14 protein-coding genes are annotated in these 12,509 nt (G+C 50.8%); 8 read left to right on the forward strand and 6 right to left on the reverse strand.

Annotated features, from left to right (window positions below; genetic code table 11):
• Window positions 1-35: 35 nt before the first annotated feature.
• Window positions 36-2,180, reverse strand: a complete 2,145-nt coding sequence (recQ, locus tag FXF61_RS03235) for a DNA helicase RecQ (protein WP_151183916.1) — start codon at window positions 2,178-2,180, stop codon at window positions 36-38.
• A gap of 153 nt (window positions 2,181-2,333) precedes the next feature.
• Between recQ and FXF61_RS03240 the strand changes: the two genes are divergently transcribed.
• Both FXF61_RS03240 and FXF61_RS03245 read left to right on the forward strand, forming a co-directional pair.
• Window positions 2,334-2,918 (forward strand): YecA family protein, encoded by a 585-nt coding sequence (locus FXF61_RS03240; protein WP_151183917.1) that lies wholly within the window; start codon window positions 2,334-2,336, stop codon window positions 2,916-2,918.
• Between the two features lie 9 nt (window positions 2,919-2,927).
• Window positions 2,928-3,326, forward strand: a complete 399-nt coding sequence (locus FXF61_RS03245) for a YbaN family protein (protein ID WP_151183918.1) — start codon at window positions 2,928-2,930, stop codon at window positions 3,324-3,326.
• 47 nt (window positions 3,327-3,373) lie between these two features.
• On the opposite strand, the gene FXF61_RS03250 is transcribed toward FXF61_RS03245, so the two are convergent.
• Window positions 3,374-3,964, reverse strand: a complete 591-nt coding sequence (locus FXF61_RS03250; RefSeq protein ID WP_151183919.1) for a nucleoside triphosphate pyrophosphatase — start codon at window positions 3,962-3,964, stop codon at window positions 3,374-3,376.
• Between the two features lie 175 nt (window positions 3,965-4,139).
• On the opposite strand from FXF61_RS03250, the gene ffh reads away from it, so the two are divergent.
• The 5 genes from ffh to rplS all read left to right on the forward strand — a co-directional run bounded on the left by ffh (window position 4,140) and on the right by rplS (window position 7,603).
• A complete protein-coding gene (ffh, locus tag FXF61_RS03255; protein WP_151183920.1) occupies window positions 4,140-5,519 on the forward strand; it encodes a signal recognition particle protein in 1,380 nt (459 codons plus the stop codon).
• 125 nt (window positions 5,520-5,644) lie between these two features.
• Window positions 5,645-5,902, forward strand: coding sequence for a 30S ribosomal protein S16 (gene rpsP, locus FXF61_RS03260; protein ID WP_151183921.1), 258 nt, complete (start codon window positions 5,645-5,647; stop codon window positions 5,900-5,902).
• 6 nt (window positions 5,903-5,908) lie between these two features.
• A complete protein-coding gene (gene rimM / locus FXF61_RS03265; protein ID WP_151183922.1) occupies window positions 5,909-6,445 on the forward strand; it encodes a ribosome maturation factor RimM in 537 nt (178 codons plus the stop codon).
• Window positions 6,446-6,457: 12 nt separating this feature from the next.
• Window positions 6,458-7,201, forward strand: a complete 744-nt coding sequence (gene trmD / locus FXF61_RS03270; RefSeq protein ID WP_151183923.1) for a tRNA (guanosine(37)-N1)-methyltransferase TrmD — start codon at window positions 6,458-6,460, stop codon at window positions 7,199-7,201.
• A gap of 48 nt (window positions 7,202-7,249) precedes the next feature.
• The gene (gene rplS / locus FXF61_RS03275; RefSeq protein WP_151183924.1) at window positions 7,250-7,603 is read left to right on the forward strand and encodes a 50S ribosomal protein L19; all 354 of its coding nucleotides are present in this window, start codon (window positions 7,250-7,252) and stop codon (window positions 7,601-7,603) included.
• A gap of 627 nt (window positions 7,604-8,230) precedes the next feature.
• Here the strand turns inward: rplS and FXF61_RS14855 are convergent.
• On the reverse strand, window positions 8,231-8,416 hold the full coding sequence (locus FXF61_RS14855) for a hypothetical protein (RefSeq protein WP_178087253.1): 186 nt from the start codon (window positions 8,414-8,416) through the stop codon (window positions 8,231-8,233).
• A gap of 198 nt (window positions 8,417-8,614) precedes the next feature.
• Between FXF61_RS14855 and xerD the strand changes: the two genes are divergently transcribed.
• Window positions 8,615-9,520, forward strand: a complete 906-nt coding sequence (gene xerD / locus FXF61_RS03280; protein WP_151183925.1) for a site-specific tyrosine recombinase XerD — start codon at window positions 8,615-8,617, stop codon at window positions 9,518-9,520.
• 254 nt (window positions 9,521-9,774) lie between these two features.
• Here the strand turns inward: xerD and FXF61_RS03285 are convergent, their stop codons facing one another.
• The 3 genes from FXF61_RS03285 to FXF61_RS03295 form a co-directional block, all read right to left on the reverse strand.
• A complete protein-coding gene (locus tag FXF61_RS03285; RefSeq protein WP_151183926.1) occupies window positions 9,775-10,191 on the reverse strand; it encodes a SufE family protein in 417 nt (138 codons plus the stop codon).
• Complete coding sequence (locus FXF61_RS03290) at window positions 10,188-11,390, reverse strand: aminotransferase class V-fold PLP-dependent enzyme (RefSeq protein WP_151183927.1); 1,203 nt, start codon at window positions 11,388-11,390, stop codon at window positions 10,188-10,190. Before FXF61_RS03290 ends, FXF61_RS03285 begins: the two co-directional genes overlap by 4 nt.
• A gap of 102 nt (window positions 11,391-11,492) precedes the next feature.
• The gene (locus tag FXF61_RS03295; protein WP_151183928.1) at window positions 11,493-12,482 is read right to left on the reverse strand and encodes a 2,3,4,5-tetrahydropyridine-2,6-dicarboxylate N-succinyltransferase; all 990 of its coding nucleotides are present in this window, start codon (window positions 12,480-12,482) and stop codon (window positions 11,493-11,495) included.
• Window positions 12,483-12,509 lie beyond the last annotated feature (27 nt).

The following is a 12,509-nucleotide window of genomic DNA, read 5'->3' on the forward strand; positions in this document are numbered from 1 at the left end:
GCATGGTTTAACGGCTGAGCATAACTGATACTGGCTTATACCATGCTACCAAGCTCGGCCTCTAAGGCCGCGCGTACGCAGTACAGCACGCCTTCCTCTATCTGTGGGGTGAATTGCTCAGCAATACTGGCCACGCTGGGTAGCTCGCCATCACCTTGTAAAAACGCATCCTGAATATCACCCAGCAGCTGTTCGGGTAAGTCCAGCGCTTGCTCAAGACTCAATAAGTTAGCGCTAATGGCCTGCGCCATCAGGCTGTATACGTTTTTTAGGCTGCATTGCATCTGCTGCGCAATTTGCTCAGGGGTCATGCCGCTGCGTGCCAATGTCACCAGTTCATGGCGTAGGTCTTGGCTGCTGGGCGCAGGTTGTACAGCGGGACTGTCGGTTTGGTTAAGAACACGTAAAAAGGCTGCGCCGTAGCGTTCCAGTTTGCGCGCACCAACCCCGCTGATCTGTGCCATATCATCGAGATCTTCAGGCTGCTCGCGCAGCATCTCTAGTAATGTAGAGTCAGGGAAAATCACATAAGGCGGTACGCTGTGTTCTTCTGCCAGGTGGCGACGCAGCGTGCGTAAAGCTTCCCACATCTCACGCTCATGGCTGCGTACCAACTGACTGGCTTGGCTGCTGCTGCGTGGCGTTTTAGTTTGTGGGGTGAGGTCACGACGCAGCAGCAGTGTGGTTTCGCCACGTAACAGTGGCCGGCAATTTTCTGAGAGGCGCAGGCCGCCAAAGCCTTCAACGTCCACATCAATTAAGCTGCGCGCAACCAATTGCCGAAACACAGAGCGCCACTGGTGGTCGTTGAGCGCTTTGCCAATTCCAAACACACTCAGGTGCTGATGGCCAAGGGCGCGCACGCGATCATTCTCGCGGCCTTGCAAGACATCTGATAAATAACCGACACCATAGCGTTGCCCGGTGCGGTGAATCGCCGATAGGGCTTGGCGTGCCGCATCAGTGGCATCCCAGGTTTCAATGGTGTCGATGCAGTTGTCACAGTGCCCGCACGGCTGTGGCATGTCTTCATCAAAGTAGGCGAGCAAGGCTTGGCGGCGGCAGCGGGTTTCTTCGCAGAGTGCCAGCATGGCTTCAAGCTTGTGTTGTTCGACGCGCTTATGACGTTCATCGCCTTCGGAGTTGCCGAGCATTTGTTTGAGCATCAGCACGTCTTGTAAGCCATACACCATCCATGCGTCGGCGGGCAGACCATCACGTCCGGCACGACCGGTTTCTTGGTAGTAGGCTTCTAAGGATTTAGGTAAGTCAAGGTGAGCGACAAAGCGCACGTTAGACTTATCAATGCCCATGCCAAAGGCTATGGTCGCCACCATAATCAGGCCCTCTTCATTGAGAAAGCGTTTTTGATTAAAGGCGCGCTGATCGCTATCGAGACCCGCGTGATAGGGCAGCGCAGGAAAGCCTTTGCTGCTTAGAAGCTCAGCGGTCGAATCAACGCTTTTGCGAGACAAACAATAGATAATTCCTGCGTCACCTTTGCGTTGCGCTAAGAAGTCCAGCAGTTGCTTGCGAGGGTTATCTTTTGGGGTGATGCGGTAAAAAATATTCGGGCGATCAAAGCTGGAGAGAAAGCGTTCGGCGTGCTGTAAGTGCAAGCGATTGATGATTTCTGCGCGAGTGCGCTTATCAGCTGTCGCCGTTAGCGCAATGCGTGGCACCTCTGGGAATAGTTCAGCAAGTTGGCCCAGCTTCAGGTATTCAGGGCGGAAGTCATGCCCCCACTGCGAGACACAGTGTGCTTCATCAATGGCAAATAAACTGATTTGCAAGTGCTGTAAAAAAGCCAGCATGCGCGGTTGCACCAAACGCTCTGGCGCTAAATACAGCAGCTTAATTTCTTGGCGGCGCAAACGCTCAGCAATATCGCGCTGTTGCTCGTGACTCATCGATGAATTAAGCGCAGCTGCTGGTATTCCGAGCTCTTCAAGACTGGCCACTTGATCTTGCATCAGAGCAATCAGCGGCGACACCACCACGGTTAATCCATCAAGTAACAGGGCGGGCAGTTGATAACATAATGATTTGCCGCCACCGGTCGGCATCAGCACCAGTGCATCTTTTCCTGTGCAGATGCGCTCTATAATTGCCGACTGCTGACCGCGAAACGCATCATAGCCAAAAACACTTTTTAGCGTCTGTAACGCCTGATTTTGCATGCCATTCTCCAAATCCAGCTGCGCATTATACGCGTAAATCAGCGCAGGACTGCATCTTTAGCTGTAGTTATGCCTAACAGAGCGTCAAGGCCTAGCTGTTATGGCCGAGCTGGACTACAATCAAGGTTCAATTCATTTTTATGGTAATCACGCATGTCTCTCGCTGAGCAACAGACCCGCCTGCAAGCTTTCCTCGATGCTGACGAACTGCATGATGAGGCGCTTGATTATATTGCTACGCACGGTTATTTGACCGCGCTATCTATTTGCACTGAAAAAGTACCTACTGAAGAGTGGATTGACGCGCTATTTGCTGAACCACCACACTACCGTGATGAGGCTGAAGAAGCTGATATTAAAGCAGGGCTGTTACAGCTAAAAGCTCAGATTGAGCGACAGTTGGCCAGTGATGATGACATGGCGCTGCCTTGTGAGTTGGATTTAGGCGATGAGCCAGATGATTCTGATTTGCGCGGCTGGTGTGTCGGTTTTATGGAAGGCGTGTTCTTGCGTGAAGACGTCTGGTTTGAAGACGCAGAAGACGAAGTCAGTGAGCTGTTATTGCCGATTATGGTTGCTTCAGGCCTGTTTGATGAACAGCCGGACTTTGCTGAAATCGCCAAAGATACGGATTTAGTCGACAGCATGATCGAGCAAATACCTGAAGTCCTAACAGCGCTGTTTTTATTGTGCTTAGAGCCTGAAGAGAAACCAGTGCTGCTCAAGCCGCGCAATTAATCGCTGGCTATGCAAGACCCACAGCAGCGCCAGGCCCGTAGTCTTACGCTGCGTTACTTGTTGTTTGCCTGCGGTTGCTTATGTGTAGTGTTGGGCGTGATTGGTATTTTTTTGCCGGTCTTGCCTACCACGCCGTTCCTGTTATTGGCTGCTGCGTGTTTTGCGCGCAGCTCTAAGCGCTTTTACCTGTGGTTGGTTATGCATCCTCGACTTGGGCCTTGGGTGCGAGACTATCTGGATGGTCAAGGTTTGCCGCTGCGAGGCAAAATTTGGGCGTTAGTCTTGATGTGGGCCAGTATCAGTTTCTCAATGTGGATTGTGCCCTTATTTTGGGTGCGTGTGTTTATGCTGGTCAGTGCTGTTGGTGTAACCATTTATATCCTCAAGCAGAAAACCCGCGCACTATAAAGTCCATGCGCTATAAAAACCGACAAATATTCTTACTGCGCAAATAACTATGGCACGGCAATGCCGCAGGCATTAAGCATGTCGCACAGTCGAATCAGTGGCAGGCCCACCAAGCTTGATGCGTCAGTGCCTTCAGTGCCGCGAAACAGACTCACACCGAGCCCTTCTGATTTAAAACTACCGGCACAATCAAAGGGTTGCTCACGGGCTATATAGCGTTGGATTTGAGTTGCGCTAAGGGTGCGAAAATGCACAGTAAAGGGCACTAAGTCGACCTGCTCTATATCTGTGCGAGTATCGATCACGGCCAGTCCGGTTAGAAAAGAAACGCTACGGCCACTGGCAGCGCTGAGTTGTTGTGTTGCGCCTTCTGCGTGTCCAGGTTTGCCGATGATGCGTCCATCGAGTACCGCCACCTGGTCTGAGCCAATAATAATATGCTGCGGGTAGTGCTCAGCTAAAGCTCGGGCTTTACTTAAGGCTAAGCGCTGCACTAATGCGTGTGCTGTTTCATTGCTCAGCGGGCTTTCGTCAATCTCAGGGCTGTGGCAGGTGAAGGGCAACTGCAAACGAGTCAACAGCTCACGGCGGTAGCTTGAGCTGGAGGCTAGGACGATAGGTGGTGCAGGTGATGACATAAAAAATTCCTCAATAAGCCAGCAGTTTAACCTAACTGCATACGGGGCACTGTCGTGCTACGCAGGATCGGTTATACTCTCTTGATTGTAGTAGCACTTGCTTGCAGCAGTTTATTGACGCTAGGGCCTTAATCATTGATGCCCGCTGTTGCCGCACACATGTTGAGGGCTTTGTATGTTTGACAATTTATCTGATCGCCTTGCGCAAACCCTGCGCCATGTCACGGGCAAAGCACGCCTGACAGAAGACAATATTAAAGACACTTTACGTGAAGTGCGTATGGCGTTGCTTGAGGCGGATGTGGCCTTACCTGTCGTTAAAGACTTTGTAAACTCGGTGCGTGACCGTGCGGTAGGTGTTGAAGTCTCGCGCAGTCTATCGCCAGGCCAAGCTTTTATTAAGATTGTTCAGGCTGAGCTTGAAAGTTTAATGGGCGCTGCTAACGAAGATTTAGCGCTCAATGTTGCACCGCCTGCTGTAGTTCTGATGGCTGGTTTGCAAGGTGTCGGTAAAACCACAACGGTCGGAAAGCTGGCGCGTTTCTTAAAAGAGCGCAAAAAGAAAAGCGTGATGGTGGTCTCTGCCGACGTGTATCGCCCTGCGGCGATTAAACAGCTGCAAACCTTGGCCGGTGAGGTGGGCGTAACTTTTTTCCCATCCGATATCAGCCAAAAACCACAAGACATTGCGCTCGCTGCTATTAAAGAAGCTAAGCTCAAGTTCATTGATGTGGTGCTGGTTGATACCGCCGGACGTTTAGCCGTTGATAGCGAGATGATGGCGGAAATCAAACAATTGCATGCGGCGATCAACCCTGTTGAGACGCTGTTTGTGGTTGATGCCATGACCGGCCAAGATGCGGCCAATACCGCAAAAGCCTTTAATGATGCCTTGCCGTTAACCGGTGTAGTGCTGACTAAAGTTGATGGTGATGCGCGTGGTGGTGCAGCGCTGTCGGTGCGCGCCATTACCGGTAAACCGATTAAATTCTTGGGTATGGGTGAAAAAAGTGATGCCTTAGAGCCATTCCATCCAGATCGTATTGCTTCGCGCATTCTGGGTATGGGTGATGTGCTCAGCTTAATTGAGCAGGCTGAGCAAACTATTGATAAGGCTAAGGCTGAAAAGCTCACCAAAAAGCTCAAGAAAGGTAAAGGCTTTGATCTCGAAGATTTCCGTGATCAGTTGCAACAGATGAATAAGATGGGCGGCATGGGCAGCATGTTAGAAAAAATGCCGAACATGGGTAATATGAATTTAGCGCAAATGGGCGGTGCCCAAGGCGCAGCGGAAAAACAATTTAAACAAATGGAGTCGATCATCAACTCAATGACACCAGGCGAGCGTCGTGACCCTGACATTATCAGTGGCTCACGTCGTCGCCGCATTGCCATGGGCTCGGGCACGCAAGTGCAGGATGTTGGTCGTCTGATTAAGCAGCATAAACAGATGCAAAAGATGATGAAAAAGTTCAGCACCAAGGGCGGCATGAGCAAGATGATGCGCGGTCTTGGTGGTATGTTGCCTGGGGCAGGCGGGATGCCCAAGATGTGAACACGCAACGGAGTGCAAAATAGCCCTATGCAAAGGGGCGGATAAACCTTAGAATATGCGGCCTTTCGGGCCATGCATGTCTTTGGTTCGTTTTGATTGTAATATTCTTAAAGGAAAAAACTTTAATGGTAACTATTCGTTTAGCTCGTGGTGGCTCTAAAAAGCGCCCTTTCTACCATCTGACAGTGGCTGACAGCCGTAAAGCTCGTGATGGTCGTTTCGTAGAGCGCATTGGTTTCTTCAACCCAGTTGCAACTGGTGGTGAAGTACGTTTGTCTGTAGACCAAGAGCGCGCTAACTACTGGATAAGCCAAGGTGCACAGCCTTCAGAGCGCGTTGCGCAATTGTTGAAGAAAGCTGCCACTGTTGAAGCTACTGCTTAATTGGCTATGAGTAAAACGCCCCCAGCAGCAGATGACTTGGTCGTTCTCGGCAAAGTCGGTGCGGTACATGGTGTGCGTGGTGAGGTAAAGGTACATTCTTTTACTGAGCCAATGGAAAATATACTTGACTATCCGGTCTGGCAATTGCGCCGTGACAATGAGATTAAGCAAGTAAAGTTGGCCAGCGGACGTTTACAGGGTAAAGCGCTTGCAGCAAAAATTGAAGGCTTAGACGATCGTGAAATTGCACGAACATTGACCGGCTATGAAATTTGTGTGTTGCGCAGTGAATTGCCTGAGTTAGCCGAAGATGAGTTGTACTGGCATCAACTACAAGGTTTAAAGGTGATCAATCAAGACCAGCAGTTGTTTGGGATTGTTGACCATTTACTTGAGACTGGCGCGAATGATGTATTGGTTGTTAAGCCTTGTGCTGACAGCATCGATGATCAAGAGCGTTTGCTGCCGTATACGCAGCATTGTGTACAGTCGGTGGATTTGACAGCAGGCGAGATGCATGTCGAATGGGATGCGGATTTTTAATGAGTAAATGCTTTGCGCGTTGACGTTATTAGCCTCTTTCCTGAGATGTTTGCTGCGATTACCGAGTATGGCATTACCAGTCGTGCAGTAACGCAAGGGTTGTTAGAGCTTAATTGCTGGAACCCCCGCAGCTTTACTGGAGATCGACACCAAACAGTGGATGACCGACCTTTCGGTGGTGGTCCAGGCATGGTGATGAAGATCAAGCCTCTTGAGGATGCATTAGCTGCGGCTAAGCAATCCATAGGAGGGCCGGCAAAGGTTATTTACCTGTCGCCGCAAGGCCGTCAGCTCAATCAAGCCGCGGTCAGCGAGTTAGCAACCCAGGATAATTTAATTCTGATTGCAGGTCGCTATGAAGGCATTGACGAGCGTTTTATTGAAACCTACGTCGATGAAGAGTGGTCAATTGGTGACTATGTGTTGTCTGGTGGTGAACTGCCGGCAATGGTGCTGATTGATGCTGTAACGCGGTTGCTGCCAGGGGCATTAAACCATGCAGATTCCGCGCAAGAAGATTCATTTAGTGATGGTCTTCTCGACTGCCCGCATTACACGCGACCGGTTAGGTATGCAGGCAAAGATGTTCCTGAGGTGCTACTGAGTGGTAACCATGAACATATCCGGCGCTGGCGATTGCAACAAGCCTTAGGGCGTACTGCAGAGCGTCGCGCTGATCTTCTGGATAGCCGCTCGCTTTCTGGAGAAGAGAAAATGCTGTTGGACGAATATTTTGCCCAACAGAACGATAGTTAATTAACGTATCGATGGTAAATCATAAGGATTTGCCTTCAGGAGCATAGAATGACGAACAAAATTATTCTTCAGCTTGAAGCTGAACAAATGTCTAAAGAAATTCCAGTATTTGCCGCCGGTGATACTGTAGTTATTCAAGTAAAAGTACGTGAAGGTGATCGCCAGCGTTTACAGGCCTACGAGGGTGTTGTCATTGCTAAGCGTAACCGTGGTATTAACAGTGCGTTCACTGTTCGTAAAATTTCTAGCGGCGTAGGCGTTGAGCGTACGTTCCAAACTTACAGCCCACTGATTGACAGCATTACTGTTAAGCGTCGTGGTGATGTTCGTAAAGCGAAACTGTACTACTTACGTGCTCTGTCTGGTAAAGCAGCACGTATTAAAGAAAAATTGGCACGTTAATTCGTCCAATGTTTCAAAACAAAGCAGCCTAAGGGCTGCTTTGTTGTTTCTGGGGTATAAGTTTTAAGCTGCGGCGTGCGCCAATGATTTCTGAGACTTTTTATTTGAGTGTACTGGTCATTGCGTGTCATAGCGTACTTCTGGGTGGGTGTTTATTCGTCAGTTTTTAATAGCTTGTGCGTGGCATACCGTACTTCGGGGTGGGTGTTTTTCCGTCGACGAACCCATCCTGGGTTCAACTCCGGCGCGTGCCATCCTTGGCACGCTTGTCACACCAACCCGAAGCACTCGTTGATCAGCGGCGCTGTTAGCATGATCGATATAGGGCTCGTCTGTTTCTGGAGAATTTGTATTTACACGTTAAGTTTGGCAAGCGGTTTTTTCTGATTCTGGTTCCGACTCAGAGCACCTGCTTTAAAAGAGCCATGCTACACACTTGAAAACAATATCAATGATCAATAGCAGTGTGCGGGTGTTGTGGCAAGCGTAGCCATGGATGGCGTAGCGCCCGCATCACGCCAGGAAGGCGTGTTAAGGGAAGAACAACACTTGCACGCTGCGCCATGCGCAAATAATGCTCGATGCTTTTGCCTTTAAAAGAGCCATGCTACACACTTGAAAACCACATCAATGATCAACTGCAGTGTGCGGGTGTTGTGGCAAGCGTAGCCATGGATGGCGTAGCGCCCGCATCACGCCAGGAAGGCGTGTTAAGGGAATAACAACACTTGCACGCTGCGTCATGCACAGATAATGTTCGAAGCTTTTGATAGTGTGATAGTTGCGGCGTGTGCAATGCGGATTTGTATTCATGTGGTATCACACCGGGAGCATTGATCAAGTCCTGCGCAAGAACACCATTACAATCAATAATTTGCGTGCAATTAGATCGGTATCATCCATAATCGGCAGATGAATACATCGGCAAAACTCGCGCGCGGCATTCACGCGGGCACAAGTACCCGCCCTAAAATTTGCGATGTTCAGCTATGAGAATAAGGTATTAGCAAAATGACGACTCATTCGCAGCCTGACTTATCCGCATTAAAGCGATTCTTGGATGCGGCGTGGTTGCAGCGTGGATTGGCTGATAACACACGGATGGCCTATCGCAGCGACCTTGAGCAATTTGCTCAGTGGCTGCTACAGCGCGGACAAAACTTACAACAAGTGCGACGCGATACAGTATTGGAATATTTAAGCTGGCGCTTAGAAACAGGCTACAAGGCGCGCTCGACAGCACGGTTTCTATCCGGTGCGCGGGGGTTTTATCAGTACCTGCTTGAGGAGGGACAGATTATTGAAAACCCAATGCTGCAGGTTGAATTGCCACAGATTGGCCGTGCATTGCCCGATACTTTATCCGAAGCGGATGTTGAACAGTTGTTGGCTGCGCCAGACGTGCAAGAGGCGCTGGGTTTGCGTGATCGCTGCATGCTCGAAGTACTGTATGCCAGCGGCTTGCGTGTCACCGAATTGATTAGTTTAACTTTGGATCAACTCAATACCCGCCAAGGCATTGTCCGAGTAATGGGTAAGGGCTCTAAAGAGCGCTTGGTGCCGCTGGGGGAAACCGCTTTGGACTGGTTGATGCTGTATATCAAAGAAGGACGCGGGCAGCTGCTGACGACGACAACAACCGATGTGCTGTTTCCCAGCCAACGTGGCCAACAGATGACGCGACAAACCTTTTGGCATCGAATTAAAATACATGCCAAAGCCGCAGGCATCATTAAACCGTTATCGCCGCATACGCTCAGGCATGCGTTTGCCACGCATTTGTTAAACCATGGTGCAGATCTGCGCGTGGTGCAGATGTTGCTGGGGCACAGTGATTTATCCACGACACAGATTTATACCCATGTCGCGCGTGCCCGCTTACAGGCGTTGCACAGCGAGCATCATCCACGCGGTTAGAGTCTCTGTTTGTTTCGGGGAATTACCCTTGGATCAGGCGTTAACGCTCAATTTAAACACTCTGCCTAAGTTATCTGCACATGCGCTCAAGGGCAGCTTGCAGACTATTATTGCACAAGGATAATGACTGTTTGCCCAAGCCCAACTGCGCAAGCTGGGCTGGCAATCTGCTCAACGCTCAAGCCATCAGTGCGCAGTAACAGGAAGGGGTGATAACACGTTGACGGTGGCGCTAGTGGGTTTAGGGGTGAGGATTAAATAGGCTGTTTAAGTAACGCGCGCATGCGTTCAAGTACGGCATTCAAGCCATTGCTGCGTGAGGGTGATAATTGCTTACTCAAGCCCAACTGGCTAAACCAAGCGCTGAGGTCCACAGTGGCAATCTGTTCAGCGCTCAAGCCATCAATCCGCAACAGCAGCAAAGCCAGTAAGCCGCGCAATAAACGTGCTTCGCTGGCCAACTGAAAACGTGGTGGCTCAAAGCGTTGATCAAGTCGCAGCCATACACGTGTTTCACAGCCCTGCACTAAGTTGTCAGGTTCGCGCAGATCCTCTGGCAGCTCCTCCAGTTGCGCACCCAATTGCAGTAACAGGCGGGCGCGCTGCTCCCACTGTTGGCAGCCTTGAAAGTCTTTCACAGCCTGCTGTGCTGCGGCGCTTAGTTCGCTCACTGCAGGATCTCTAAAGCTTGATCGAGGGCGCTAAAAAATCGCTTAATATCATCGCCATTGTTGTACATGGCCAGCGATACACGCACGGCGCCGGTTAGCTCTAAGCGCTTCATAAGCGGCATAGCGCAATGATGCCCAGCACGCACCGCTACGCCTTGCTCACCGAGCAGCAAAGCCAAATCCGCATGGTGCACCTGCGGGGCATTAAAACTGACCAGTGCACAGTTGGGCGAGCCAATGATTTGCATGCCGCGTGAATGCAAGCCCTCGAGGACAGCAGCATGTAATGCCGCTTCATGCTCAACAATGGCTTGGCTGTCTAAATCTTGCAGCCAGTCAAGTGTGGCCGCAAAAGCAATCACATTGGCAGTGCTCGGCGTGCCAGGCTCAAAGCCCAAGGGTGCTGGTAAAAACTCAGCCTGCTGATAATCACAGTGGCGCACCATTTCGCCACCAAACTGCCAGTGGCGTAGTGCTGATACCGCGCGCTCGCGGGCAAACAGCACACCAACACCATCCGGACCATAAATTTTATGCGCCGAGCAGACAAAAAAATCACAGTGCAACTGTTGCAAATCAGGGCGCTCATGTACCGCGGCTTGCGCGCCGTCAATCACTGTCCACGCGCCAACTTTATGTGCGGCATCCAGCAGGCGCTGCAATAATTGCTTATGGCCAACCACATTGGACAGCGTGCTCACAGCCAGCACGCGACAGCGCGGCGAAAGCTGGGCAATGGCGTAGTCAATATCAAGGTGCCCGTCAGCGTCCATGGGCAACACCTTTAAGGTCAAGCCGCGGTTGTGGGCTAATTGCTGCCACGGCAGCAGGTTGGCATGGTGTTCATAGGCGCTGATAAAAATCTCATCACCAGCGTTAAAGTGATGCGCTAACGCCTGGCTCAGCAGGTTGATGCCTTCAGTGCTGCCCTTGGTGAAAATCAGCGTATCGTGCTCATGGGCTTCTAGCCAGTTGGCGATACGCCTGCGTGCCGCTTCAAATGCGCGAGTGGCGCGCTCACCAGGCATATGCTGAGCGCGATGCACATTGGCGACACCCTGTTGATAATAGTCAGTCAGTGCATCAATCATTACTTGCGGTTTTTGCGCAGTCGCGGCACTGTCGAGCCACACCTGTTGCTGCTCAGCTAGAGCAGCAATACCGGGGAAAAATTGACGCCAAGGGGAGGGTAGAAACATTGCAGGTATATCCATCGCACAAAGGTAAGCGTGTTAAAAGTACGACACAGACTCAAGCAGCACGAGCAGCAAGAGCGCTGCATACTGCCCGTGACGTCCTTTTTATTCAGTGCTGCTGATGCACTCGACCTCGCCCGTTACTGGGTTGCGGTAAAAAGATAAATCATCCTGCAGGGCTAACTCGCTGGCTAAAACAGTTCTTAGCACGTGCTTTGCGCGATTGAAAACAGTGACGCTGGTGTCAGCGGTCAAGAGCAGGCCGGCTTCCACAGTATTGCGGTTGCCGAGTGAGATGCCTACATCAGCATGGCTGTTGATTACGCAGTGATGGCCGACGCTGATCAGCGGTTGATTGCTCGAACTGGCCATCGCGCAGCCACCTTGCAGGGTTGAATCTGCACCAATCAAAACACCAGAGGCGATACAGCCATCAATAGTGCTGGCGCCTTGGGTACCGGCATTAAAGCTGATTGAGCCTTCTTGCAATACCACGGTGCCTTCGCCGACGTAAGCGCCTAAACGCACGCGCGCAGCATCGGCAATGTGAATGCCTTTGGGCACCACGTAATCGGTCAGCTTGGGCAGTTTGTCAACTGAGAAAACATTGAGCATGCGCCCTTTAATGCGCTCTTCTAATTGTTGATCAGCCACTTCATTGATATCTATCGCGCCACGGTTGGTCCAGGCGACATTGGGCAATACATTGAATAAATCGGATAGATTGATTTCGTGTGGCTTGCACAAACGGTGTGAAATCAGCTGCAGCTTGAGGTACGCCTCCGGCACTGATTGTGGCTGTGAGTCATGCTCTAAGATGCAGGCCACGGTGGGTTTATGGCTTTCTGCTAAACGCACCAGCAAGGCGCTTTGTTCAGGGTCGATGCGCTTGAGTGCATGGGCTAAATCAGAGGCTATAGCAAAGTTAAAGTCGATCACTTGATTGCCGCCGCTGTAGCCCAAGATTGCTTGAATGCGCTTTACAAATTCCGCGCTGGGGTGCAATAAAGGGCGAGGAAATAACACCTCTAGCCATTGAGCTTCACGGTTACGGGTGCCGACACCAAAAGCGATACTAAACAGGGATTGCGACATGAGAATTCCTTATGCGAGAAGCCAGTG

The sequence above is a fragment of the Pseudomonas sp. C27(2019) genome (assembly GCF_008807395.1).
Lineage (GTDB): Bacteria > Pseudomonadota > Gammaproteobacteria > Pseudomonadales > Pseudomonadaceae > Denitrificimonas.

Coding starts and splice junctions, on each gene's coding strand:
- FXF61_RS03290 (WP_151183927.1), bottom strand. CDS start 11,390: ATGTTTCTACCCTCCCCTTGGCGTCAATTTTTCCCCGGTATTGCTGCT.
- recQ (WP_151183916.1), bottom strand. CDS start 2,180: ATGCAAAATCAGGCGTTACAGACGCTAAAAAGTGTTTTTGGCTATGAT.
- rpsP (WP_151183921.1), top strand. CDS start 5,645: ATGGTAACTATTCGTTTAGCTCGTGGTGGCTCTAAAAAGCGCCCTTTC.
- rplS (WP_151183924.1), top strand. CDS start 7,250: ATGACGAACAAAATTATTCTTCAGCTTGAAGCTGAACAAATGTCTAAA.
- rimM (WP_151183922.1), top strand. CDS start 5,909: ATGAGTAAAACGCCCCCAGCAGCAGATGACTTGGTCGTTCTCGGCAAA.
- ffh (WP_151183920.1), top strand. CDS start 4,140: ATGTTTGACAATTTATCTGATCGCCTTGCGCAAACCCTGCGCCATGTC.
- FXF61_RS14855 (WP_178087253.1), bottom strand. CDS start 8,416: ATGAATACAAATCCGCATTGCACACGCCGCAACTATCACACTATCAAA.
- xerD (WP_151183925.1), top strand. CDS start 8,615: ATGACGACTCATTCGCAGCCTGACTTATCCGCATTAAAGCGATTCTTG.
- FXF61_RS03295 (WP_151183928.1), bottom strand. CDS start 12,482: ATGTCGCAATCCCTGTTTAGTATCGCTTTTGGTGTCGGCACCCGTAAC.
- FXF61_RS03250 (WP_151183919.1), bottom strand. CDS start 3,964: ATGTCATCACCTGCACCACCTATCGTCCTAGCCTCCAGCTCAAGCTAC.
- FXF61_RS03240 (WP_151183917.1), top strand. CDS start 2,334: ATGTCTCTCGCTGAGCAACAGACCCGCCTGCAAGCTTTCCTCGATGCT.
- FXF61_RS03245 (WP_151183918.1), top strand. CDS start 2,928: ATGCAAGACCCACAGCAGCGCCAGGCCCGTAGTCTTACGCTGCGTTAC.